This is a genomic window from Ensifer sp. SL37, assembly GCF_026672675.1.
GTDB classification, from domain to species: Bacteria; Pseudomonadota; Alphaproteobacteria; order Rhizobiales; family Rhizobiaceae; genus Ensifer; species Ensifer adhaerens.
On sequence record NZ_JAPPRN010000001.1, the window covers coordinates 417,900 to 441,881 of the forward strand.

Here is a 23,982-nt window from a genome sequence, read left to right on the forward strand (position 1 = left end):
AGCGAGCACCCGCCTCTGATCACGCGCAAGGTAACAGGCAGAAATGATTGCGCGGTTAACGTGCTCGCGGCAATTGTATTTCAGCTTCCGTTTACTCAATTGCACTAGGCTGCGGTCCGCACGTCTACAGAGTTTTCCAGCGACATGAGGAGTGGCTGTGGCGCAAAACGACAGCAATCAGACCGACCGACCGACCGAAGACCGGGCCGCAACACTGCACCGCTTCATGGGTGTCGAACTGGAACTTGCGCCCGACGTCCTAGTTCCACGGGAAGAAACAGAGCTTCTTGGAAAAAGAGCCGTCTCAATCCTTGAAGGCGCCCCCCTCGACGTCACCATCATCGACATGTGCTGCGGTTCCGGCAACCTCGCCGTTGGTATCGCCAGAGAGATCCCGTCGGCGCGTGTCTGGGGCGCTGACCTGACGGACAGCACCGTGGCGCTTGCCCGCCGCAACGTCGATCGGCTCGGCCTCGGGTCGCGCGTCTTTGTCCGGCAGGGCGATCTTTTTGCGGCGCTCGAAAGCGACGATCTCCAGGGCAAGATCGACATGGTGGTCTGCAATCCACCCTATATCTCGAGCGGCCGGCTGGAGGGGGACCGCGCGCATCTGCTCGACAACGAGCCGCGCGAGGCATTCGACGGAGGCCCCTACGGCATTTCCATACACCAGCGCCTGATCCGGGACGCCCTTGCCTTCCTGAAACCGGGAGGCTGGCTGTTGTTCGAGTTCGGCGAGGGCCAGGAGCGGCAGGCGGCTGCACTTCTCTCACGGGCGAAAGCCTATGCACCGGTCACCTTCGCATCCGACCGTGACGGCAAGCCGCGCGTCGCCATCGTCCAGAAAATCGCCGGCCCGGCAGAGGCCGGCGCCGGAGAGCAGGCCCGATGAGCGAAATCCGTTCGCTAGACCACGCGGACGTTCCAGCGGTCGCCGGAATGTTCCAGCGGGTGTTCCGTGACGAGCGGACCGCTTCGCCCGCGCTCGCCGACTATATGCGGCAACTCTATCTCGACGGGCCAGGCTGCGATCCGGAAATCAGACCTCTCGTGCATGTGAACGACGAGGGTCGGATTACCGGCTTCGTCGGCGTCAATGCGCTGCCGATGACACTGAACGGCCGGCACTTGCGCGCCGCGATCTGCGGATCGCTGATGGCGGAAGACCGGGAAAGCGACCCCTTGGCCGGAGCGCGCCTCATGAAGGCCTTCCTCGCCGGTCCGCAGGATCTATCCTTCAGTGAGACAGCAAGCGAAGTCTCTGTGCAGATGTGGACGCGGCTTCGCGGCGTGGTCCTGCCGCAATACAGCCTCGACTGGGTGCGCGTCATCCGTCCGGCGACCTTTAGCCTGAGCGTCGCCTCGAACCGCATCAAGCCCGCCCGGCTCGCCGCCCCCTTCGCGCGCGCACTCGACAGGTTCTATCGCAAGCGCATGGGCCAGGGCGAGCAGCGCTGGTCCGCCCTGCCCGAGGCGGGGGCGGCACCGGCCGGCTTCACCGCGACCGAGACGGACCGCAGCGGCTTTGCCGCCGTCGTCGACCAGTTCACCGCGCCGTTTCCGCTTCGCCCCGAATGGAGCGACGGGCAGCTCGACCACATCCTTGCCGATGCCGAAAAGAAGCCCGAGCAGGGCGAACTCGCCTACGCGCTGGTGACGGCGCGCACGGGCGCCGTGGTCGGTGCATTCGCCTACTACGTCAAAGCCGGTGAAATCGGTCGGGTACTGCAGATCCTGGCGCGGCCAGGGCAGGCCGGGCCGGTCATTGACTGCCTGGTCGACGAGGCGTCGAGACGTGGGCTTGCGGGTTTGCGCGGGCGCACGCAACCGGCGCTGATGGAAGCCATGCTCGGCCGACGCATCGCCTTCGTGCACGTCGCCTCGACCGTTGTGCATTCGCGCGACCAGACCGTCGTCGAAGCCTGCCGCGACGGACAGGGCTTCTTCAACGGCATTTCCGGCGAATACTGGAGCCGGCTGATCGGCGGCAGCTTCGATTGACGATGGGCGGCGGTGCGGCCAGGCCTCAATAGCCGGCAATTTCCTCCACGGGCTGCACCAGTTGCGGCCCGAGATGCAGGTAGCGCGTCGCCTTGCGCTTGGCGGCGATATCCGCCCAGACCCTTTCGACCTGGACCACGGTCAAGCCGGCCGCCTTGGCGACGGCCTCGATCTCGATCCCGTGATTGAGGCCATAAAGGCAGAGGTCCATGCGGTCGTAAGGCAGGGAGAAATAGAACTCCTCCTGCGTCTGTTCCAGCGAATAGGTGTCGGTCGTCGGCGGGCGACGGCAAACTTCCGCGGGAACGCCGAGATGGGCGGCAAGCGCATAGACCTGCGACTTATAGAGATGGGCGATCGGCTTTACGTCGGCGGCGCCGTCGCCGTTCTTGACGAAGAAGCCCTGGTCGTATTCCAGCCGGTTGGGCGTGCCGAGTACGGCAAAGTTCAACCGGTCGGCATGGTAGTACTCGACCTGCTTGCGAGTGCGTTGCTTCATGTTGGTGGCCGCAACGACGCCGAGATAGACCGAGGGCGGCATGCGATGTTTCGATTGCACGCCTTCCGGGCTCTGAACGACCAGCGAGGAGATGTTGTAGCCTTCTCCCTCAAGCGCATTGGCGATGACGACCTTCGAGGCCCATCCGTCGCCATAGTCCGGAACCAGTTCCCGGATGAAGGCGTCGCGGCGCTCGTAGCAGCCCATGGCCTTGAGGGTCGGCCCGATGTCTTCGACGATCGCCGCGACGCCGAAGGTTTCAGCGACCAGCCGGCCGAAGCGCAGGCTTTCCGGATCGGAGTCGTTTTCCGGCATGAACAGGCAGAAGACGTTCTTGGCGCCGACCGCGCGCACCGCAAGCGCCACGGAAACGCTGGAGTCGATGCCGCCCGAAAGCCCGAGCACCAGACCGCGCTTCTTCATGGAGCGCAACTGTCCGCGCAAGGCGGAAACGATGCGATCGGTCTCGGCCGCGCGGTCGATCGTCAGGGTTTCGGCCGAAAACGGGCCATTGCCCCCGGTTGTTCTGATGTTCATTGTGCAGGCTCCATCGTCTCGGCGGCAAGTCGGCGGCTGACCTTGCCGGTATCCGTCTTCGGCAGTTCGGTGCGGAATTCGATGATCTTCGGCACCATGAAATCTTCGAGGTGGCGGGTGCAGTGGCGGATGATGTCCTTGTCGGTCAAGTCAGGATCCGTGCGCACCACAAGGGCAGCGATCGCGTGGCCGAGAACCGGATCCGGCATGCCGATGACGACGGCCTCGGCAATGCCGGGATGGGCATGGAGCACGGTCTCGACTTCCTTGGGCGCGACCTTCTCGCCGCGGGTCTTGATGATATCGTCCTTGCGGCCGACGAAATAGAGAAAGCCCTCTTCGTCCGTCTGGAAAAGGTCGCCCGTATAGAGCACCTTCTCCCAAGGGTTCGGCCCGGGCCGCAGCATGCGCTCGGTCGCCACGTCGTTGCGCCAGTAGCCCTGCATTACATGCGGCCCGCGGATGACGAGTTCGCCGGGAACGCCCGGCGGCACGCGGCTGCCCTCGTCGTCGACGACGAAGGCTTCCGTGTTGGGGATGGCAATGCCGACGGAGCCCGGACGGCGATCCAGTTCCTCCGGCGGCAGGTAGGTACAGCGCTTGCACTCTGTCAGCCCGTACATCGAATAGAGTCGTGCGCCCGGGAAAAGCTCGCGCAGGCGGGCGATATGCGGCGGCGGCAGGGCGGCGGCGGTGTTGGAGAGGTAGCGCAGGCTCGGCAGGAAACCCGGCTCAAGGTCGCGCATCTGCAGGATCATCGCCGCCATTGTCGGCACCAGCGGGAAGCCGGTGACGCCCTCCTCGCGAATACGCTCGAAGATCGCATGCGGGAACGCGAAGGACTTTTCGAGCACCAGCGTCGCCCCGAGCCTGATCGCCATCAGCAACTGGTAGAGCCCATAGTCGAAGGCGAGCGGCAGCACGTTGAGGATGATATCGTCGTGCTCGTTGCGCAGATAGGTGGTGATCGATTCCGACGCCGCATCGATGTTGCGGTGGGTCATCATCACGCCCTTCGGGCGGCCGGTCGAGCCCGATGTGTAGATGAGCATCGCCAGATCGACGTCAATGCCGCCATGCGGCACCGGCGTCGCCTCCGCCGACAGGCAGCCCTCGAAGGGCACCGCGCCGGCAGGCGACTGGCCATTGGGCGCCGCGGTCGATGCGACGAAGATATCCGCCTTGCCGCTGCTCTGCGCCCGGGCGTCAGCCACCACCGGCATCAACTTGGCCTGCGTCAGGATCGCAGCCGCCTCGCAGTCGTCGATGATGTAGGCGAGCTTGTCGGCCTTGGTCGAGGCGTTGATCGGACTGAAGGTCGCGCCCGCCTTCAGGATCGCAAAGATCGAAACGGCCGCCTCCCAGCAATTGTCCATGAACACGAGGACGCGGTCGTTGCGCTTGACGCCTGCCTTTGCCAGCGCGGCCGCCAGCCGGCTCGACAGATCGTCGAACTCGCCGTAGCTGAGGCGCTTGCGATCGGTGACCAGCGCCGTCTTGGCCGCATGCCTTGCCGCATTGCCGATGAGAAACTGCTCGAACCGCATGGAACGCCCTCGGGTCTTGGTTAGGCCGTGGCCGGCACTCCGGCCTTTGCCTCGATGAAGGCCGAGATGCGCGCGAGCGAATCGAGGTTCGCCGGCACGATGTCTGCGTCGGCCATGGCGATGCCGAACTGGTCCTCGATGAAGGCGACGAGTTCCAGAACGCCGGTCGAGTCGATGATATCGTTCTCGATCAGAGAGGCACCGTCGGCGAGATCGTACGAGGTATCGCCAAACAGGAAGTTCTCGATGACAAAGGCCCTGACCTTGTCCTTGATGGTTTCCGTCATTTCATTTCCTTTCCCAATGGGTTTCAGGCCGCTTGAGCGGCGCCGATGCTGGTGCCGGTAAAGGTCTGGAGCCAGAGCTGCGTCGACAGGATGCCGACGAAGGCGGCATTGTCCCTAAAGCCGGTAGTCGGTTGCGACTGGCATTTCTCGTAGAGCTTGCTCACGGCCTTGGCATTGAACAGACCGCTGTCGCCGATGCGTGTCTCGCTCATGGCATCGCGAACGTATTCCAGTTCGCCGGCGCCGGTGAAGGAATGGCTGTCGGGCGCGCGGTAGGGCTGCTTGGTGCGCTGACCGATGGTCGGCGGAAGCAGGTCCTTCGTCGCTTCGCGCAGGATGTGTTTTTCCACCAGCCCCTTCAGTTTCATTTCCGGCGGCAGGCGCGTCGCGAACTCGACGAGGCGGTGGTCCAGGAACGGGAAGCGTCCTTCGATCCCGTGCGCCATGGCCATGCGGTCGCCCTGGCTGGAGAGAATGTAGCCGGGCAGAAGGAAACGGCTTTCGAGATACTGTGCCTGGTGCAGCGGATGCCAGCGACCGAAGGCAGCGGGAAGCCGGCTCGCCAGATCTTCGGCCGCGTCGTAGTCCTTCAGCGTGGCGCGCAGGTCAGGAGAAAAGAAGATCTTGGTCGCGGCCGTGCTTTTGAACCGCGGGCGGTGCGAGAACAGCGGGTCGTCGAGCGGCACGTCGCCGGCGCCGAAGAAGGCGGCGAGATATTCCGCCGATTGCTGCTGCAGGCCCGGCAGATAGGGGTAGAGCTTGCGGAACAGGTGCGGCCGGATTCGCGAGCCGGGCTGGCGGCCGCAGAAGCGGCGCACCCGCGCCTCCTTGAAGATATCGTATCCGGCGAAGACCTCGTCGGCGCCCTCGCCCGTCAGCACGACCTTCAATCCCTGCTCGCGCACGAGACCCGAGAGCTGGTAAAGCGGGGCGGGTGCCGTGCGGATAATCGGACGTTCGGCGAAACGGACGACCTGCGGAAAGACCTTCGCGATGTCGCCGGCACGACAGGCGACCGCGCTATGATGCGTGCCGAGCGCCTTTGCCATTTCCATCTGGAAGGCGCTCTCGTCGTGTTCGACGCTATCAAACGTCACGGAAAACGTGCGCAGACCCTGCGGCGCCATTCCGGCCGCAAGCGCCGAGACGATGGAGCTGTCGAGCCCGCCCGAGAGATAGGATCCGACGGTCACGTCGGCCCGCATGCGGATCCGGGTCGCATCGGTAAGAAGGGCGCGTAGTTCCTCGGCCGCGCTACGCTCATTGGCAAACAGCGGCGGCGCGTCGTGGTCCGGATAGTCGAGTTGCCAATAGGGGCGGATCGACGTCTTGCCCTTCTCGACGATCATCAGGTGAGCCGGCTCGAGCTCGTGAATGCCACGAAAGCCGGTCCGCGGCGCGATCGGCGCCCAAAGGGTAAAAATCTGGTCGAGCGCAACGGGATCGAGTTCGGCGGAAATGCCGGGAACCTGGAGCAGCGCCTTGATTTCGGAGGCGAAATAGAATGTCCCGGCATGGGTCGTGTAAAACAACGGGCGCACGCCCATGCGGTCGCGCGCCAACACCATGCGCTGACGGCGTCTATCCCAGATCGCGAAGGAGAAATCGCCGTTGAGGACGGACAGGCAGTCCTCACCCATCACGGCGTAGAGATGCAGGATGACCTCGGTGTCGCTCGCGGTGCGGAACCGCCGCCCCTTGGCGCGCAGTTCCTCGCGCAATTCGACGTAGTTGAAGATCTCGCCGTTGAAGGCGATCGAAAGGTCGCCGGTTTCGTCGGACATCGGCTGCTGGCCGTCGCCGAGACCGACGATCGACAGCCGTACATGGGCGAGCCCGGCCTCCGGTGCGGCAAGAACGCCGTTTTCGTCCGGGCCACGATGCGCGATCGCAGAGGCCATCCTTTTGAGAAGGATTTCCGCATCCGGGACCGACCCGAAATAGCCACCGTAACCGCACATGCCGAGATACTTTCACACCGTTCGATCACTGCCGGACCATAAACCGCATGACGGAATCATGGGTTAATCTCCGGCATTTTCTAGTTGTATGGTAAATACCGCCGTTCAGGCGCCGCGTTGAGGATAAGCGCCGCTGGCCCTTGCCGTCAGCGCTCCGGAATTCGTCTTTTCGATGCCATCCTGAGCATCAGATACACAAACAGAATCGGCCAGAAAACGCAGACCAGAAGCCCGGCCACGCGGTACATGTTCCAAGGTGCATGCGCCTGCAATCCTTCAAGGTAGGTCATCCCCACGAGAAAAAACGCCGTCAGGCCATAGGCGACACCGGCAACGTATAACCAGGACATGCAACCGCCCTCCGCGACGCGCCACAACCAAAACCAGGAAATAGCAGCAGCGAACCTATACCACCGGAAGTAACATTTTGAAACGAAGAGTTAACTTTAAGCGGGGGCATGGTTAACCGAACCGAGGATCGTTTCGGTTCTCGGCGGATGCCCGGACATTACCGTCCTTGTCCTCATGCATGAAAGGACTTGAGCCGCCAAAGGCTCCTTAGCGGCTACCCTCGCGCGCCACGAACAGCAGGTCGAAACCGCGAAACTCCCGGCGCGCGATCGATTTGCGTAGCGCCGTCCAGATTGCCGAGGGATTGTCGAGGCGGAAGCCCTTCAGGCTACGGATCAATCCGATAGTGGCGGTCATGGTGCGAAGGACGCGCGACAGCCTGGAGCCCGTCAGCGACGCAAACAGGATCTGCGGATGAACCGCCAGCAGCACGCCGGCCGTCCGCATCCGATCGATCGTGCGGAACTGGTCCAGCGCGCGATACTCGTAACCTTCGATGTCGATCTTGAAACAGAGCCTTTCTGTCCGCGCCATGTCCTGAAGGGCTGCGATCGTCACGGTGCGCGCACGGATCGCCTCGCCGTCGTCGTCGGCGATCAGGGCCGATGTTTCGGAGCTTCCGAAACCGCCACCGACGGAATGCAGCACGAGAACGTCATCCTCCGATAGCGCGGCATTGATGACCCGCACTTCGCCGCAATTCTCCGGCTGCATTTCCTTGAGGATGCCGAAACAGACAGGGTCGGGCTCGACCGTGATGACGTTGTCGGCAATCTGCGCCGCCCAATAGGGCGTCACGCCGATCCAGCCGCCGATGTCGATGAAAGTCGTCTTGGCGTCGACCAGGCGCGCGATGTTCTGGAACGTGCAAGGCTCCCAGTCGCCGTTCTGCAGCCGCGCGAAAAAGCGCTTCTTTTCCGGCTTGTCGGGAAACTGAACGGTCTTGTGGAAATAGGTGATCGAACGCATGGCGTTTCTCTAACCCATATCCGGACGAAGCGGAATGGATTTTGCGAAGGGCTCATATGACCGAGGCGAATGGCTGCCCCGGCACATCGCCGCCTGCATTTTCGGGAAGGTTCGCCCGTACAAAGGAGGTGCCGCCGTCAGGCGTCCACCGGCTCCATCGAACCGCGGGCCTCGCTGAGCTCCGCCGTCGTTTGCGCGAGGCGGTCGGCGAGAACGCGCATGATTTCCACCGCCATCTCGGGGAAGTCGGCCAGAAGCTTGAGGAAATCGTCCTTGCGGATGCGCAGGGCCTCGAGCGGCGTGCTGGTGCGCACCGTCGCGGTGCGTGGCGTGTTGCAGAGAATGGCGATTTCGCCGACGATCGAATTCTGCTCGACTTCGGCGATCTTGAAAGGCCCACCCGCCGTATTGATGAGCACCTCCGCCTTGCCGGAAAGAATGACATAGGCCGCGTCGCCGATGTCACCCTGATAGAACAGCGCTTCGCCGGCGCTGTACATGACCCTGTCGGACGTGAAGGCCAGAAGTTTCAGCTTTGCCGGCGGCAATCCCGAGAACAGGGTTATTCGGCGCAGCATTTCGACTTCATCTTTGAGCAACATCACAATCCGTGTCTCCGAGTTCCCGTCGGGGGCAACTTGCCTCCCGCATCGCGGCGGGACCATATGCTCGTGCCCTGACATTAATATTACATCAAGATGCCATTTCCTTGTAGTCAGGTCGTTCATCCACATTGGCGTCGTGCAGCAGGCGCCCGTTTTCGAACCGGGCGACGCGATCGAAGAGGTCCGCCAGCGCCGGATTGGCGAGAACCCAGATGACCGCCGGATCACGCCCGCCCTGATCGAGCATCGCAAAGACGTTGCGGACGACCTGTTCCTGGACGCGCTGGTCGAGCGCCAGGAGCGGTTGATTGAAGATGTAGTAATCGCAATTGCGGATCAGCGCGCGCGCAAGGTCGAGCTTCTGCCGCTGCGCGGCCGTCAGCCGCTTGCCGCCGGCGCCGACATTGAAGTCGAAGCCGAAAGCAAGCACTTCGTTGTAGAGACCGCCCGCCTCGAAGAGATCCCGGACGATCGCGCGGATTTTCTCCGAGCCGTCGGCGTGTTTGTGACCGATACGTCCAAAGAGCACGTTGTCGATAATGCTGCCGGACGCGATGAATCGGTTCGGGCGGTAGTGCTCGATCATCCCGGCGAGATCGGCCGGCAGGCCTTCGTCGAACTCGCGCCGGGCGGCGACGATCTTCGCCATGACCTCGTCGGTCAAAAGACCGAAACGGTGCCGCGGCTCGATGTAATCGAAGCACAGCCTGATCACCTTGATCTGGTCGTCCTCGGAAACCTCGCCCTTGCCCTTGGTGCGTACCTTCTGGAGGATGGCCTCATAGACCGGGATTTCCTCGGCGGTCATGAAGGTCAACTGCTGGAAGAACGGGTGATCCGGCGGCAGGTCGCGGAACAGTTCGACGACGTTCTCGGCGATCTCGATGCCCATCTCATAAAAGGTGTCGCGCAGGCCGACCCGCTGCAGGATCGTCTTGAAGAACGGATGGTTCTCCAGCGCATCTGCCCACATCACCTGATCGGTGATGGTGCCGAAGAGCATGTTTTCGCCGATCGTCGCCTCGACATTGTAGGTCCCGGGCTCGAAGAACACGACGAGGTCGCTGAGCTTTTCCTTTTCGAGACGCTGCCGGAGCGCACTGCGCATCTCGACGATGCCGGCGGCGAACTCCGCATGCTCGTGGGGATCGATGGTCGAGCGCACGGCCAGCGCCATGACGTCGTTGGTCAAGAGCACCGCGTCGAGAACCGGCCGGATCTGCACGAGCAGATCGTCCGGTCCGTTCGCCCCGGCGGATCCATAGTCGATCCAGTCGCTGTTGACGTCGAGATACGGGTTTCCGGCCAGCCGGGCTTCGGTCACCTCCCACTTGCGGTGCGTCGCACGCTCGCCCTCATAGATCTCGTCCGTGAGCGGCGCATGCTTCAGCCCGTAAAGGATGTTGTCACCGAGGCTGCCCTGGAAGACGTAGACGTCGGACGAGGCGTAGGCGATCCGTCGGCCGGTCACCGATTCCGGCAGTTCCAAGATGTCCTGGCCCCCGACGAGCACCTTGCCGCTTGCCGGCCAGACGAGCCGGCCGAAGGCCTCGGCGAGCACTTCGCCACCGCCCATCAGCGCCACCTTCTCGCCGGGCTGGACCTGCAGCGAGACGTGGTCAAGCAGCGTCGAGCCGCCATCGTCGATCACCGTCAGATTGACGGCGGCAAGCGGGCCTGCGAGCGGCACGGCAGCGGTGGTTGCTACCGCCTGGACCTTGGGATCGAGCAGCGTGTCGACGCTGAACTGCTCGACCACCTGCGCATATTTCACCTGGACGTCCTGACGGGCCTGGTCCCAGTCGATCAGTTCCTTCAGCGGACCCGGCAGGTCCTTGTAGGCGCCGATGACAGCGACGAGCTGGCCGATGTCGAGGCGACCCTGCAGGGCGAAATAGCCGCCGATCGCGTAAAACAGGAAGGGCGTGACCTGTGCGAGGAAGTTGTTGATGAACTTGACGAGGAATTTCCACTGGTAGAGGTCGTAGCGGATCTTGAAGATCCGGCCGAGCCGCGCCGCGATGTCGGCGCGCTCGTAGTTCGACGTATCGTGGCCACGGATCGCGCCGATACCGTCGACGATTTCGCTGACGCGGCCGGAAAGCTCGCGCGCCGTCAACTGCCGCTCGCGCCCAAGCACGAGAAGCCGCTTGCGCATGCGCGGAATGATGACCGCCTGAACCGCGACGATCAGCGTTGCGATCAGCCCGAGCCAGAAGCTCTGCAGCAGGATGAACACGAGCGCCGTCAACGCCTGGCCGCCGAGCAAGGCGGGCGAGACGAAGGCATCACCGGTGAAACCACCGAGCGGCTCGACCTCGTCCTTGATCATCGTCGCGATTTCGGCGGGCTTCACCCGCTTGAAATGGCTGGGCGGAAAACGCAGGACCCGGTCGACGAGTTCGAAACGGATGCGGCGCAAGAGCCGCTCGCCGAGCCGGCCCTTGAACGTGTTGATGTAGAATTTGAAGAGGCCGTTGACCACCACCAGCGCCAGGAACACCAGGCTGAGGGCGAGCAGCATGCCTTCGCGGCCGAGCTGGAAGCCGTCAAAGACGTTGAACGTGCCCAAATACGGCAGGTCGAAGGATATCGGCAGGAAGGCCTGAGTGGCCTCCGGACTGTCGAAGCCATCGCCCTGGATCGGCCCGTTGACGATCTGCTTCGGCAGATCGAACGACAGGAAGTAAGGGATCATCGACAGCGCGACGACAACCAGGATCCAAAGCTGGTCCTTGCGCGTGTGGGTCCAGATATAGCGGGAAAGGCGTGGTTCCATGTTACTGGCGATAGGACCTTATTGAACACGACTGCTGCTGGCGGGCCGGGTTGCCATATGTCCCCAGCACGCATCACTCTTCGGCGACACCTCCGGACGGGTACCCTAAGGCACGCTCCTGAAGGGACGCCTGCATATTCCGCCCGGCGCCGAATCCGGTTGATCGATTATGCAGGTGCGAGGGAAATCTGCAATGGACGCGGTTTCCAACAGGCGGCCTTGAAGTCAACCGGCAGAGGTCGACGCTCCCGAAAGCACACGCCGTTATTGCACTCGCTCGATGCGCAGCTTACAACGACCGCATGAAACAAACCAGCCATCCCCCCTGCCAAACCAACGATTGGTACGAGCATGCCTTCGATCTCGCGCGTGGCATCGCCGCCTATACGCGCAGTCCGCTGATCGAAGGGATCGGCCGGGTGATCGCCAAACATCCAGACGCCCACATCGCCAATGCCTTCAACCACAAGCAGGTTGCCTGCAAGGTCTGGGCGCGCGATACGCTCTTTGAGGTGGCCGGCCCCTCCTACGGCAAGATCGCCATCCTCGGCGGCTGGTACGGCATTCTCGGCGCCATGCTGCTGGAAGACCAGCGCTTCGATGTGGCGGCAGTCGACAGCTTCGACATCGATCCGGACGTCGAAGCGGTGGCGCGGACGCTGAACGCGGCCTTTCCGGACAAGTTTCATGCCGTGACGGCGGACATGTATGCGATCGACTACGCGGCGCTCGCGGCAGACGTGGTGATCAATACGAGCTGCGAGCATATCGCAGACCTCAAGGCATGGCTCGATCGCATTCCGGCCGGTACGCGGGTGCTGCTCCAGTCCAACGACTATTTCAGCGAGCCGACGCATATCAACTGCGTGGCCTCGGTCGAGGAATTCGCCAAGCAGGCGGCACTGACGACCGTGGAGTTCGCCGGCGCGCTGCCGACTAAAAAATACACCCGCTTCATGCTGATCGGCACGGTCTGAACCGATCGAGATCGCACTTGTTTGCCGGGACAGCACCCGTGCGCTCCGGCACCGTTGTCTGTCTTCGGCCTCCACGGGTACCGCCGCCCCCCCGACGTTCAGTTATGCGTCTCGGCGACCCTTGTTTTCATCTCGTTCCAGAGCGACGACGCGGTTCCCGCGAACGCCTTGTAGCCTGCCTCAAACGGATGTCCGTCGTTATCAGGATAAAAGCGCTGCCCGGCCAGGATCGCATCCCGCAAGGCGTCGGTCGTTGCATCCACCGCACTACGATACGGCAGATCAAGCCGGCCGGCGACCTCCCGAATTTTGTCCTCGAGTGCGATCTGACGCTCGACACTGCGGATGAAGGCGGGATCGGCAACCGCCAGCTGGCCACCGCGCCGAAGGTGTTCGAAAACCACACGCTCCTTGGACGGAATCAGCAACAGTCCTACCCGTCCCCGTCCCTGCGCGGCCCAATCGGCCGCAAAGCGTTCAAAGTCCGCAAACATCGCCGCTGTCTCGGACGAGGCCAAATCGCTCATGCGACCGGCATCATCCACATAGCGCCTCGACACGGGTGTGATCCCGTCCGGGAACCGGTAATATTCGGACGCTTCATCGCTGCCCGTGCCAAGGAAGCGCGCATACAAGCTCGTCACACGGTCCTTTATCGCATATTGATAAGCGCTCAGAAGCGCGACGTTCTCGAACAGCTTCGTCTTGATGCTCGCCGATCGCGCCTTGGTGCATTGCGTATGGCTTCCGGTCGGACTGAAGAGAGCCTGCAGGTGAAGCCGTGCCTGCTCTGCAAGCCAGAAGTCGGAACGCGCGTTCATGATATCGCATGCCGAAAAAACGATCGCGAAGTCGTTGCCTGGGAAAATGGCGACGATCGCGCCTTTGGCTCCATTTGCCAGCGCGTCGTGGACGATCGCGTGGTAGGTGTAGATGCCGTAACTTCCGACACCAAAATTGTAGGTGTGTTCGCCGGTGATGGCCTGGAAGACGGCCGGCCAGGTCTGACCGCTTTCGACGTTGTTGCCATAGGTCATCGAGTCGCCGATTGCGGCGACTTGAAAGCCCTGCCGTGCGCCTGCCGGGTCGCGGAAGCCGTCCTCGTCAACGCCGGAAAGGGTAGGATCGAGACGATAGCCATACTTTTCGTCGATGCTTCGGTGCGACTGCGTTCCGATCGGAAACGGCGTGAACATGCGCAGCATTACCTCCCCGGCCCCCAATGCCAAGGTCACTGAGATCAACAGCGCGATCAGATTTCTCAACTGCCCCTCCTGCCTTACGCGCTCGACGCGCCGAAATCCCCTTGCATTGCTCTGCGGCCGCCGTTCACCGCGGGTGCCCCGCTGCCTCCACGCTCGCCAGCCGGCGCCGCTGCAGCGCACCGGCGAAGCCGTGCGCGAGAGGCCGGCGGATGCTGGGGAGGTAGACAAGGCAGGAAAGCCGTGCGGGAAACTCTTCGCCAAGAGTATGACCCAGTCCTGGCAAGACCTTGAGTTTAGTGCAAACAGGAACCCAGGTTATCGTTCGGTGGAAATGCACTGCGTATATTCAGAATCAGTATTATTGATTTCACTAACATGACATTCCGGAGACAACCAGCCGGGACACGCAGAACGCGAGGAAAATATCCAGGCTCCGTACATACTGGCAGATAGACGAATGGTCGTCCGACCATTGGTTTGCCGAGCGACTTTTCTATTTCGGTGGTTCCGCTCAAGGGCGGCCTTCAGCGGAGACCGATGGGCACCACCGACTACGGCTAGCGGACCGCCTGAAGCCCCAGTATCTCCGCCGTTCTAGCGGCGCCGTTCAGGTCGAGCGGTGGGATCTCCGGCCTTGGCCGCGCCAGCATCGTCTCGACGTCGCGGGCCAGCCTCTCCGGTGTTACGTCCGCTTCTGGCAGAACGCCGGCAAGGCCGAGCTTTTCGAGCCTTTCGGCGCGCGTCGACTGCTCGGTCTCGCCGCCGGCGACGAAGGGAATGAGCAGCGACGCACAGCCGGCACGGAAGATATCGCAGACGGTGTTGTAACCGGCCTGGGAAACCGAGAGCCGCGCACCCGACAGAAGGCTCGCGAAATCCTTGCGGAAGCGGAACAGATGCACGTTTTCGGGCGCTGCGGCGGCAAAGCCATCATAGTCGTCCTGCGGCAGGTTCGGCCCGGTGATCAGGCACCATTTCAGGTCGCCCGCAAGCAGCCCGGCCGCCTGTAGTGCCGCGCCGATCAGTTCCTTGCCGACCGCGCCACCGCCAGCCGAAACAAGGACGTCGAACCTTTCAGCCGGAGGTTCAGGGGCATGGCCGGCGACAAGACCGGTATAGACGATCTTGTCTTCGATCTCCGCCGTATACGGATAGGTCTCCTCGAGCCGCGCAAAGGCGGGATCGCCATGCACGAGCACGAGGTCGAAATGCGCCCTGACAACGTCGAGGGTTTCTTCGGCGCGCCCGGGCTTCGTCCGCTCCTGCAGGATATCGCGCAGCGATGCGGCAACGAGGGGCCGCGGCTCCTGCTTCTCGATCACCTCCAGCAGCGGCATCAACTCGAAACGCATCTGGCGGCGGCCAAAGGGGAAGGCTTCGAAGATGACGATGTCAGGCTTGCAGGCAAGAAATGCCTCAATCAGCAGGTCCCGGCGCTCTTGCTTGAAAGCCTCGCTGACCGGGTTTCCCTCGCCATCGGCAAGTCCGCTAAACCCCTTGTCGCCAGCCAGCACCGGCGGCAGGGCCACGTGTTTCACATCGTTTGCCGGGAACCCCGGCACCGGGCTGCCGCCCGTCACGACGGTCACGTCATAGCCTTTGGCCGCCAAGGCGCTCGCGATCCGGCTTGCCCGCGCCAGGTGACCGATGCCGAGCAGGTGCTGTACGTAGAAGAAGACGCGACGTGCGGGCATCAGGCGGCTCTCCATTCGCTGGCGAACAGGCCGGCGAGCTGTTCGATGCTGGTGTGGTGGTCGAACTGGCCGCGAACCTTCCGCTCGGCCGCATCGCCGAACCTGTGGCGAAGTGCCGGATTGCGGATCAGTTCCTCAAGCGCGACCGCAAGTGCCTGCGGATCCTCCGACGGAACGACACGGCCGTTTTCGCCGTCCTCAAGGAGTTCCGGAACGCCGGATATCGCCGTCGAGACGCAGGCCAGCCGCTGGCTCGATGCTTCGACAAGCACGTTCGGCAACCCGTCCCGATCGCCGTCCGCGGTGATCCGGCAGGCGAGCGCAAAGATGTCGCTTGCCCGATAGTGCGCAAGCACATCGGTCTGGTCGAGCGCGCCCTTCCAGACAATACGGTCGGAGACGCCGAGCTCCGTGGCGAGCGTCTTCAATTGGCCGGTCAGTTCGCCGGCGCCGATATGCTCGAACCGCCAATGAAGCTCTGCCGGCAGCTTGGCCAGCGCCTTCAGCAACACGTCGTAGCCCTTTTTTCCAACGGCACGGCCGACGCTGACGATGCGGACGGGATCGGCCGGATCGGAACCGGTGCGATTGGAATGCGTGCCGTCGAAATGCGGGAAGCGGTCGAGGTCGAGGCCATGATAGCTCAGATGTACTCTCGATTTGTCGCTGGCAAGGCTGCGGAGATGCTCGTACCCCATGCGTGTGCAGGTTACCGTCCAGCGCGCAAGGCCGAGCTTTTCGGACAGTTCCCAGTCGGGCGAGGTCCAGATGTCCTTTGCATGCGCCGAACAGGTCCAGGGCGTGCCAGCGATCACGCTGGCATAGGCCGTCACCGAAGCAGGGGTATGGATGAAGTGCGCGTGCAGCCAGCGCGGCTGTCCAGGCCATTCGGAGGCGAGCACCAGCGCCTGGCCGAGCCGGCGAAAGCGGTTGCGGCTGAAATCGCGCGGCAGGTCCTTGAGGAACAGACCCAGGACGCGCCAGAATCCGGGTTTCGGCAGACAGCGCACGAGCCCGCGCAGAACCCTTAGCGGCTCCTCATGCAGATATTCCGGCAGATAGTGGACGTCGGCGCGGATTTCGTCATGCACCGGGTGGCGCTTGCCGTCCGTCGGACGCCGAAGCGAGATCAGGACAAGTTCGATCCCGGCGCGCTCGAGGCCAAGCAGTTCCTGGGCGATGAATGTTTCCGAAAGACGCGGGTAGCCCTTCAGCACGACTGCAATTTTGCGGTCTGTCGGCAATGCTTCAGCTCGATTTCTTCACGATGTTCAGGTGGTCGCTCGACGGCCGGTCGAGCCATCTGCCGACGATTTCGGAGATGTGCACGAGGCCTTCCAGCCGCAGGCCGTTGGCGCTGCTTTTCGACGGTGGCTCACGATAGGGCAGCGCCCTCAGCGCCGCCGCCAGCCGTAACGGATCCTCCGCCTCGTCCGGCAGGAGCATCTCGATCAGCCCCAGCTCGGCAGCCCGGCGCGCGCGGATCAGTTGCTCTTCGCGCGGCTGGATGCGCGGCACGATCAGCGCCGGCTTGTCGAAGGAGAGGATTTCGCAATAGGTGTTGTAGCCGCCCATGGCGACGACGCCCTTGGCACCGGCAATGAGCTCTTCCATGCGATTGTCGAACTCGATGATCTTGATATAGGGGATCTTGCTGCCCTTGCGGATCAGCTTTTCCCGCTTCTTGACCGGCATGTAGGGTCCGAGCACGATCAGGGCCTTGTGCGTGAGCTCCGGATCCTGCTGATAGGCATGGATGACGTCGTGGATCAGGTCCGCCCCATCTCCGCCGCCGCCAGTGGTGACGAGGATGTAGTCGCCCTGAGGCTTATGACCCGGCAATTCCTCGCGCGGGACGCTGCGCTGCAGAAAACCGACGAAGTTCATGCGCTCGCGCACCGCGGGCGGCACGTCGAGTTCGGTCAGGGGGTCGTAGAAATCAGGCGGGCCGTAGACCCAAATCGTGTCGTAGTACTGCTCGATCTTGCGCATGGTATCGCGCCGCTTCCACTCTGCCTCGAGCAGGTGCGGCGCATCCATGACCTCACGCAGGCCGAGGACGAGCGTCGTGCCGTGCGCTTTCAGATAGGTCAGCGTTTCCTCGACCTCGCCGCGCAGGCCCATCGGCTCCTTGTCGACGATGAAGATGTCCGGCTTGAAGGTCTCTGCCGTATGGCGAATGATCGCCTGGCGCATCTTCAGCGTTTCATCGAGTTCAATATGGCGGTCGAGCGAGGTGTAGTCGCCATTATGCAGCTTGATCACGCTCGGGATCTTCACGAAATCCACGCGCGCGCGATAGTCGAACGCGCCGGCAATCGTCGCCCCGGAAATGATCAGGATGTTCAAGCCGCGATAGTCTTCCACCAGCGAATGCGCGATCGTGCGGCAGCGCCTGAGGTGTCCGAGCCCGAACGTGTCATGGCTATACATGAGGATCCGGGCATCTTCAAAACGCCGCATCATGCAAGAAACCTTTCACTCAGGGTACGATGAACCGTTTCACGCGGGCCGTGTGGCTGCGTCAAACCGGGCTTCATTTGTAGGGATCCGCCGCGTCACGCAACCCATCTCCCAAGAAGTTGAACGCCAAAATCACAAGAATGACCGGAATTGTGGGAAATAGGAGCCAGGGATAGAAGGCAATGACGCTGACGCTTTTCGCCTCCGTCAGCAGAATGCCCCAGCTGGTGATCGGCGGCCTGAGACCGAGGCCAAGGAAGCTGAGCGCCGTTTCCCCGAGGATCATGCCGGGAATAGAGATGGTCGCGGTGGCGATCAGATGCGACATGAAACCGGGCACGAGGTGCCGGCCGATGATGCGGCTGCTCCTTGCGCCCATAAGCTGGGCCGCAAGCACATAGTCTTCCTCGCGCAAGGCCAGCAGCTTCGAGCGGACAGCGCGCGCAAGCCCGGTCCAATCGAGCAGGCCGAGGATGATCGTGATCGCCAGATAGATGAAGATTGGACTCCAGGTCGCCGGCATGATCGCCGCCAGCGACAGCCAGAGCGGTATGCTCGGGATCGATTGCAACACCTCGATGACACGCTGGACGATGAGATCGAAGACGCCGCCGTGGTAGCCGGCAAGACCGCCGATGACGATGCCGAGCACGAAGCTGACGGTAATGCCGAGAAGGCCGATCGTCAGCGAAATCCGCGCGCCATAGATGATGCGCGACAGCACGTCGCGCCCGAGGCGGTCCGTTCCGAGGAAGAAGGCCTCGCCGCCCGTTGCCGGGCAGACGAAATGCACGTTGCTTTCAAACAGCCCCCAGAAGCGATAGCCGTCGCCGCGGCAGAAGAAGCGAAGCGGCTGCACATCGTTGGTATCGTCGGCGTAGTTGCGCTTCAGCGTATCCATGTCCAGCGTCATCGTGCGGCCGTAGACGAAGGGACCGACGAACTTGCCCTCATGGAAGAGATGCACCGCCTGCGGCGGCGCATAGATATAGTCCATATTCCGGGTATGCAGGTTATAGGGCGCCAGAAACTCGCAGACGACGATCATCAGGTAGAGCACGACGAGAAAAACGCCGGACGCAAGCGCCAGCTTGTGACGGCGGAATTTCCACCACATCAGCCGCAGCTGCGAAGCCTGGTTGACGCGCACCTGCTCGTCCGTCATCGCCTCGACGGAATAGGGGTCGAACGGAGCCGTAGATACGTAGTGCGGCATGGGCTCGCCGGGCGCCGGAAGAAATGACGTCACTTGGTGCTCCTGCCTTGCAGCCGAATTCGAGGATCAAGAATGGCGAGCGCGATGTCGGAGATCAACACGCCGATCACCGTCAGGAAGGCCAGGAACATCAAGAAAGACCCGGCAAGATACATGTCCTGGCTCTGCAACGCCTTGATCAACATCGGGCCGGTGGTCTCGAGCGAAAGCACGATCGCGGTGATTTCCGCGCCGGAGATGATCGCCGGCAGGATCGAACCGATATCCGAGATGAAGAAGTTCAGCGCCATGCGCAGCGGATATTTCACCAGCGTGCGCATCGGCGAAAGGCCCTTGGCGCGTGCCGTCACCACATACTGCTTCTGCAACTCGTCAAGCAGGTTGGCCCTCAGGCGCCGGATCATGCCGGCGGTTCCCGCCGCGCCAACGATGATGACCGGTATCCAGATGTGTTCGAGGATCGATTTCGCCTTTTCCCAACTCATAGGTTCAGCGAGATACTTCTGGTCCATCAAATGGCCGATCGAAATCCCGAACCAGATATTGGCGAAATACATCAGGATCAGCGCCAGCATGAAGTTGGGGATGGCGATGCCGATCAGGCCCATCAGCGACAGGCCGTAGTCTCCCCAGCTATACTGATGGGTCGCCGAGTAGATACCGATCGGAAAGGCGATCAGCCAGGTGAAGATGATGGTGACGAAGGAGACGAGGATCGTCAGCCAAAGGCGGTCGCCGACGACCGCGCTCACCGGAAGCTCGTACTCGAACGAATAGCCGAAATCGCCCTGCAGCATGCCGCCGAGCCAATAGACGTAGCGCAGGACCGGCGGCTGATCGAAGCCGTACTCCTTCCTGAGCGCCTCGATCTGCTCCATGTCCACGCCTTCGCCCTGCGCCTTGATCTCGGCGACATAGCTTTCGAAGTAATCTCCTGGCGGCAGTTCGATGATGGTGAAGACAAGAGCGGAAATGATGAGGAGGGTCGGAGCCATCGCCGCGATACGCCAGAGAATATATCGCAGCATGTCAGGCTTCCTGTTCGATCCAGAAGGTGTCGGGTTTGTAGACACCGAAATAGCACGTGGGGTCGAAGCCGTAGAGCGCAGTGTCGGGCACGTTCCTCAGCTTCTTTGCCACGAGGATCGGCTGGAGCGAGGCGTTGACGATGCCGATCGAGAACACCTGGTCGGTGTAGATCGAGAGCATCCGGCTCCAAATCTCCGTCCGCTCGGCGTCTTCGGCCGAATGCCGCCAGCGCTGCAGCAGTTCCGTCAGTTCCACGGCTGCCGGAAGGTCCGGGGCCTGGCCCATTTCGCCGTGGGAAAGATAATTCAGCCCCCAGACCGGCCATTGCAGCTGGTCGTCCGCGGTCGGCGCAAGCTGGCCGGGGTTCATGCTGGCCGTCGGCACGCCGTTGTCTATGCCGAACCACATCGACATGATGATCTCGCCACCGACGGCGCGGCTGCGGAACGTGTCGCGTTGCGAGGTCCGGATGAAGAGCGATATCCCGACCTTCTGCCAGTAGTCGGTGATGAGCTGCAGCACGTCCGTCTCGAGTGTGCTTTCCCCGGCCGTTTCCACGACGATCTGCGCCGCGCGGCCGTCGGAGAGAATGCGGATGCCGTCGCTGTCCTTCTTGGTCAGGCCCGCTTCGTCGAGCAGCGCATTGGCCTGTTCCGGATCGTGGGCGACCCAGGCATTGGCGAACTCGGGCCGGAAGAGCGGGCTCTCGGGCAGCACCGTGTCGGCGCTCTCCTTCGTCAGCCCGTAGAACACCGCCTTGTTGATTTCGGTGCGGTCGATGGCAAGCGACAGGGCGCGGCGAACGCGCACATCCTGCAGCAGTGCCCGCCAGACCGCATCCGAGCAGTTGAGGTTGGGAAGCAGCGCCAGGCGCGAGCCCTGCGTCTTCTTCCACAGCAGCACTTTCGCCGGATAGCGCTTCTCGGAATCCTTGAGGAAGGTGTAGTCGACGAAGTCTATACCGGTCGCCTGCAGGTCGCTTTCGCCGGTGCCGGTCTTGGCCGGGATTAGCGCAGACGAGCTGACGCTGAGCACGAACTTGTCGATATAGGGTAACTGCAGGCCGTTCTCGTCGACGCGATGATAGTAGGGATTGCGCTCGAAGACGAATTGTTCGGCCGGAAGCGGCGTCGTGTTGCGCCAGGGGTCCAGCGTCGGCAGGTCCGGGTTTTCCGGGCGGTAGGAACGGGCCATGCGCATGTGCAGCTGGCTCCATTTCTTGACCCGCTCCTCCTTCATCAGGGCCTTGAGCTTGTCTTCTTCCTGATATTTCTCATGGAACTGTTTCAGGTAGGTCGACGGCATCACCACCACCATCGGCTGGGCGCCGGCGAGCTTCTGCAGGAAGTCAGGATTGGGTGTCGACCAGGAATAGCGCACCGTGCGTTCGTCGATGATCTCGAACTTGGCGGCCTCGCCATCCATGACCAGCGCCGTCGGCAGCCCGGCCGGGCTCAGCTTCTCGTTATTGAGAACGTCGTCCCAGCAATAGCGGAAATCCTCCGACGTCAGCGGCGTGCCGTCGGACCACTTGTGGCCTTCACGGATGTGGAAGGTGAAGATGCGGTCCTCGACCGTTTCGAAGCTTTCGAGAACGTCCGCTTCGATCTTCAACGCTTCGTCGAAGCCGACCAGACGGGCATAGCCGTAGATCGTCATCAGGCGGATGTCCTTGGCGCTGCCGATCAGCATCCGCACCTCGCCGCCGTACTTGCCGGGCTGGCGCCCCATGGCCGCGACGTTGATGACACGCGGCGTCTTCGGCAGGCGCTCGGCAAGCGGCGGCAGCTTGCCGTCGGCAATCTGCTTTTCCCAGAATGCGGGCTCGCCTGCAGCTGCAAAGAGCCGCGTCGGCAGAGCCACGGTCGCAAGCAATGCCAGTACAGTTCGGCGGGTGATCATGGCCGCAACTCCCTTGCATCCACGGATCGGCGCGCCAGCACGATGTGGTCACCACCGAGATCCGCGGGGATCAGCGCGTCGCCGGCATCATCGTCCCGGAACTGCGGTCCCCAGCGCCGCATGTCCGAACCTTCGCTGTCCTTCAGCAGTTCGAAATCCAGCGGCCGGTCGAGATCCGGATAAGGAACCGCCGCCAGCAGCGACTTGGTATAAGGATGAACTGGATTGCGCATCAGCACCTCGCGCGGTGCCAGCTCGACGATACGCCCGGCGCACATCACGGCGATGCGGTCGGCCATATAGTCGACGACAGCCAGATTGTGCGAGATGAACAGGCAGGTCAGTCCCAGTTCCTTCTGCAGGTCCTTCAGCAGGTTGAGGATCTGCGCCTGGACGGAGACGTCGAGCGCGGAAACCGGCTCGTCGCAGATCAGCAGCTCCGGCACCAGCGCGAGAGCCCGCGCGATCCCGATGCGCTGGCGTTGACCACCGGAGAAGCTGTGCGGGTACCGATTAATGAAGCGCTGGTCGAGACCGACGGCCTGCAGCAGCGAACGCACCGTTTCTTCGCGCGATTTGCCCGTTCCGCGCCCGTGGATCTCGAGTGGCTCGCTGAGGATGTTCTTGACCGTCATGCGCGGCGAGAGGGAGGAGACCGGATCCTGGAAGACCATCTGGATCTTGGACCGCATGGCCTTAAGGTCGTCGCCCTGCACTTTCAGCACATCGACCGACCCCTCGCCATTGTCGAAGATCACCGAGCCCTGGTCGGGCGTGACGGCCCGCATCAGGATCTTGCTGACGGTGGTCTTGCCGCAGCCGCTTTCCCCGACGAGGCCGAGGCACTCGCCACGGCGGATGTCGAAGCTGACATCGTCGACGGCGCGATGCAGCGTATCTTCGCCACCACCGAACCAGGACGATTTGCGCGTTCCATAGGTCTTCGAGACATTGCGGACGGACAAAAGCACGTCGGGACCGGTGCGCCGGTCGGCGGCCGAAGTCCCGAGCAGCGTTCCAGCCTTGACCGGCACTTCGCGCAGTGCCTTCAGCCGCTCGCCGGGCTTCATGTCGAAATGCGGAACCGCGGCCATCAGGCCCTTGAGATAGGGATGCTGCGGGTTGCGGAAGATCGCCTCGACCGGACCCGCCTCGACGATCTGGCCGTGATAGATCACCACAACCTCGTCGGCCATGTTGGCGACGACGCCAAGGTCATGGGTGATCAGAAGCATGGCCATGTTGAGCTTGACCTGAAGCTCGCGCAGGAGTTTCAGGATCTGCGCCTGAACGGTCACGTCGAGCGCTGTCGTCGGCTCGTCGGCGATCAACAGCGCCGGCCGGCAGATCAATGCCATGGCAATCATCGCGCGTTGCCGCATGCCGCCGGAAAGCTCGAACGGATACATGTCGTAGGCGCGCTTCGGATTGGCAAAGCCCACATAGCCGAGCAGCTCTTCCGTTCGCGCCCGACGTTCCGCCTTTTCCGCGTCGGTGTGGATCTTCAGCACTTCGGAAATCTGGTTTCCGATCGTGTGGAGCGGCGACAGCGATGTCATCGGCTCCTGGAAGATCTTGCTGATGCGCGTGCCGCGCAGGCTGCGGATCTCCTCCCCTTCCCGCTCCAGCGAGAGCAGGTCGATCGGCTTTGCAGCCGTCGTCGGGTCGTTGAACAAAATTTTGCCACCAACCTTGGCGACGTTGGGCAAGATGCCCATCACCGCCTGGCTGATTGCGGATTTCCCCGATCCGGACTCGCCGACGAGCGCCGTCACCTTGCCGGGCAAAATTCTGAAATTCGCGTTGTTGACGGCTTGAACTTCGCCGCCGAGCACCGAGAATGTGATCCGCAGACCTTCAACTCGAAGCAGGTCCGCCCCAGATGTCATAGCAGCACGCTTCCCTCATTGCTTTTTATCCGCCGCCTCTAAAAAAAGACTAGCGCAGCTTCCAAGGGCTG

General features: G+C 62.5%; 19 protein-coding genes. 3 read left to right on the forward strand and 16 right to left on the reverse strand.

The genetic code is table 11. The features are described 5' to 3' along the window. The first annotated feature begins 226 nt into the window (after window positions 1–226). Window positions 227–892 carry a N5-glutamine methyltransferase family protein gene (locus tag OVA00_RS01975; protein WP_268088496.1) on the forward strand — a complete coding sequence of 222 codons (666 nt, stop codon included), beginning with the start codon at window positions 227–229 and terminating at the stop codon, window positions 890–892. Beyond that, window positions 889–2,001: a hypothetical protein gene (locus tag OVA00_RS01980; protein ID WP_268087775.1), complete on the forward strand. Its 1,113-nt coding sequence runs from the start codon at window positions 889–891 to the stop codon at window positions 1,999–2,001. The genes OVA00_RS01975 and OVA00_RS01980 overlap by 4 nt, the downstream gene beginning before the upstream one ends. Before the next feature lie 25 nt (window positions 2,002–2,026). Here OVA00_RS01980 and nadE read toward each other — a convergent pair whose 3' ends face one another. The 8 genes from nadE to OVA00_RS02020 all read right to left on the reverse strand — a co-directional run bounded on the left by nadE (window position 2,027) and on the right by OVA00_RS02020 (window position 11,536). Then, window positions 2,027–3,037: an NAD(+) synthase gene (gene nadE, locus OVA00_RS01985; protein WP_268087776.1), complete on the reverse strand. Its 1,011-nt coding sequence runs from the start codon at window positions 3,035–3,037 to the stop codon at window positions 2,027–2,029. Next, window positions 3,034–4,584, reverse strand: a complete 1,551-nt coding sequence (locus OVA00_RS01990; protein WP_192439256.1) for a class I adenylate-forming enzyme family protein — start codon at window positions 4,582–4,584, stop codon at window positions 3,034–3,036. The genes nadE and OVA00_RS01990 overlap by 4 nt, the downstream gene beginning before the upstream one ends. A gap of 20 nt (window positions 4,585–4,604) precedes the next feature. Then, window positions 4,605–4,871 carry an acyl carrier protein gene (locus OVA00_RS01995; protein WP_034799210.1) on the reverse strand — a complete coding sequence of 89 codons (267 nt, stop codon included), beginning with the start codon at window positions 4,869–4,871 and terminating at the stop codon, window positions 4,605–4,607. A 23-nt stretch (window positions 4,872–4,894) separates the two neighbouring features. Continuing rightward, window positions 4,895–6,832: an asparagine synthase (glutamine-hydrolyzing) gene (gene asnB / locus OVA00_RS02000; protein WP_060586113.1), complete on the reverse strand. Its 1,938-nt coding sequence runs from the start codon at window positions 6,830–6,832 to the stop codon at window positions 4,895–4,897. Window positions 6,833–6,978: 146 nt separating this feature from the next. Then, on the reverse strand, window positions 6,979–7,182 hold the full coding sequence (locus OVA00_RS02005; protein WP_268087780.1) for a hypothetical protein: 204 nt from the start codon (window positions 7,180–7,182) through the stop codon (window positions 6,979–6,981). A 208-nt stretch (window positions 7,183–7,390) separates the two neighbouring features. Next, window positions 7,391–8,152: an FkbM family methyltransferase gene (locus tag OVA00_RS02010; RefSeq protein WP_034799205.1), complete on the reverse strand. Its 762-nt coding sequence runs from the start codon at window positions 8,150–8,152 to the stop codon at window positions 7,391–7,393. Between the two features lie 137 nt (window positions 8,153–8,289). Next, window positions 8,290–8,754, reverse strand: a complete 465-nt coding sequence (locus tag OVA00_RS02015) for a cyclic nucleotide-binding domain-containing protein (protein WP_034799203.1) — start codon at window positions 8,752–8,754, stop codon at window positions 8,290–8,292. A 91-nt stretch (window positions 8,755–8,845) separates the two neighbouring features. Next, complete coding sequence (locus OVA00_RS02020; protein WP_034799202.1) at window positions 8,846–11,536, reverse strand: ABC transporter transmembrane domain-containing protein; 2,691 nt, start codon at window positions 11,534–11,536, stop codon at window positions 8,846–8,848. A gap of 302 nt (window positions 11,537–11,838) precedes the next feature. Between OVA00_RS02020 and OVA00_RS02025 the strand changes: the two genes are divergently transcribed. Next, complete coding sequence (locus OVA00_RS02025) at window positions 11,839–12,513, forward strand: class I SAM-dependent methyltransferase (protein WP_090426417.1); 675 nt, start codon at window positions 11,839–11,841, stop codon at window positions 12,511–12,513. Window positions 12,514–12,611: 98 nt separating this feature from the next. Here OVA00_RS02025 and OVA00_RS02030 read toward each other — a convergent pair whose 3' ends face one another. From OVA00_RS02030 to OVA00_RS02065, 8 genes are all read right to left on the reverse strand, one after another. After that, window positions 12,612–13,778 (reverse strand): hypothetical protein, encoded by a 1,167-nt coding sequence (locus OVA00_RS02030; RefSeq protein WP_192445300.1) that lies wholly within the window; start codon window positions 13,776–13,778, stop codon window positions 12,612–12,614. A gap of 497 nt (window positions 13,779–14,275) precedes the next feature. Continuing rightward, window positions 14,276–15,412: a glycosyltransferase family protein gene (locus tag OVA00_RS02035; protein ID WP_268087782.1), complete on the reverse strand. Its 1,137-nt coding sequence runs from the start codon at window positions 15,410–15,412 to the stop codon at window positions 14,276–14,278. Continuing rightward, complete coding sequence (locus OVA00_RS02040; RefSeq protein WP_192441152.1) at window positions 15,412–16,656, reverse strand: glycosyltransferase family 4 protein; 1,245 nt, start codon at window positions 16,654–16,656, stop codon at window positions 15,412–15,414. The genes OVA00_RS02035 and OVA00_RS02040 overlap by 1 nt, the downstream gene beginning before the upstream one ends. Before the next feature lie 4 nt (window positions 16,657–16,660). Beyond that, window positions 16,661–17,878 (reverse strand): glycosyltransferase family protein, encoded by a 1,218-nt coding sequence (locus tag OVA00_RS02045; RefSeq protein WP_060521778.1) that lies wholly within the window; start codon window positions 17,876–17,878, stop codon window positions 16,661–16,663. A 70-nt stretch (window positions 17,879–17,948) separates the two neighbouring features. Then, complete coding sequence (locus OVA00_RS02050) at window positions 17,949–19,124, reverse strand: ABC transporter permease (RefSeq protein ID WP_090426408.1); 1,176 nt, start codon at window positions 19,122–19,124, stop codon at window positions 17,949–17,951. Beyond that, the gene (locus tag OVA00_RS02055) at window positions 19,121–20,119 is read right to left on the reverse strand and encodes an ABC transporter permease (protein WP_034799190.1); all 999 of its coding nucleotides are present in this window, start codon (window positions 20,117–20,119) and stop codon (window positions 19,121–19,123) included. The genes OVA00_RS02050 and OVA00_RS02055 overlap by 4 nt, the downstream gene beginning before the upstream one ends. A 1-nt stretch (window position 20,120) precedes the next feature. After that, window positions 20,121–22,022 carry an ABC transporter substrate-binding protein gene (locus tag OVA00_RS02060; RefSeq protein ID WP_034799188.1) on the reverse strand — a complete coding sequence of 634 codons (1,902 nt, stop codon included), beginning with the start codon at window positions 22,020–22,022 and terminating at the stop codon, window positions 20,121–20,123. Next, window positions 22,019–23,911 carry an ABC transporter ATP-binding protein gene (locus tag OVA00_RS02065; protein ID WP_034799185.1) on the reverse strand — a complete coding sequence of 631 codons (1,893 nt, stop codon included), beginning with the start codon at window positions 23,909–23,911 and terminating at the stop codon, window positions 22,019–22,021. Before OVA00_RS02065 ends, OVA00_RS02060 begins: the two co-directional genes overlap by 4 nt. Window positions 23,912–23,982: the final 71 nt, after the last annotated feature.

Bases quoted from the DNA above. Each gene is read 5' to 3' on its own strand.
- OVA00_RS01975 (WP_268088496.1), top strand. From the start codon at position 227: ATGGGTGTCGAACTGGAACTTGCGCCCGACGTCCTAGTTCCACGGGAA.
- OVA00_RS01980 (WP_268087775.1), top strand. From the start codon at position 889: ATGAGCGAAATCCGTTCGCTAGACCACGCGGACGTTCCAGCGGTCGCC.
- nadE (WP_268087776.1), bottom strand. From the start codon at position 3,037: ATGAACATCAGAACAACCGGGGGCAATGGCCCGTTTTCGGCCGAAACC.
- OVA00_RS01990 (WP_192439256.1), bottom strand. From the start codon at position 4,584: ATGCGGTTCGAGCAGTTTCTCATCGGCAATGCGGCAAGGCATGCGGCC.
- OVA00_RS01995 (WP_034799210.1), bottom strand. From the start codon at position 4,871: ATGACGGAAACCATCAAGGACAAGGTCAGGGCCTTTGTCATCGAGAAC.
- asnB (WP_060586113.1), bottom strand. From the start codon at position 6,832: ATGTGCGGTTACGGTGGCTATTTCGGGTCGGTCCCGGATGCGGAAATC.
- OVA00_RS02005 (WP_268087780.1), bottom strand. From the start codon at position 7,182: ATGTCCTGGTTATACGTTGCCGGTGTCGCCTATGGCCTGACGGCGTTT.
- OVA00_RS02010 (WP_034799205.1), bottom strand. From the start codon at position 8,152: ATGCGTTCGATCACCTATTTCCACAAGACCGTTCAGTTTCCCGACAAG.
- OVA00_RS02015 (WP_034799203.1), bottom strand. From the start codon at position 8,754: ATGTTGCTCAAAGATGAAGTCGAAATGCTGCGCCGAATAACCCTGTTC.
- OVA00_RS02020 (WP_034799202.1), bottom strand. From the start codon at position 11,536: ATGGAACCACGCCTTTCCCGCTATATCTGGACCCACACGCGCAAGGAC.
- OVA00_RS02025 (WP_090426417.1), top strand. From the start codon at position 11,839: ATGAAACAAACCAGCCATCCCCCCTGCCAAACCAACGATTGGTACGAG.
- OVA00_RS02035 (WP_268087782.1), bottom strand. From the start codon at position 15,412: ATGCCCGCACGTCGCGTCTTCTTCTACGTACAGCACCTGCTCGGCATC.
- OVA00_RS02045 (WP_060521778.1), bottom strand. From the start codon at position 17,878: ATGATGCGGCGTTTTGAAGATGCCCGGATCCTCATGTATAGCCATGAC.
- OVA00_RS02055 (WP_034799190.1), bottom strand. From the start codon at position 20,119: ATGCTGCGATATATTCTCTGGCGTATCGCGGCGATGGCTCCGACCCTC.
- OVA00_RS02060 (WP_034799188.1), bottom strand. From the start codon at position 22,022: ATGATCACCCGCCGAACTGTACTGGCATTGCTTGCGACCGTGGCTCTG.
- OVA00_RS02065 (WP_034799185.1), bottom strand. From the start codon at position 23,911: ATGACATCTGGGGCGGACCTGCTTCGAGTTGAAGGTCTGCGGATCACA.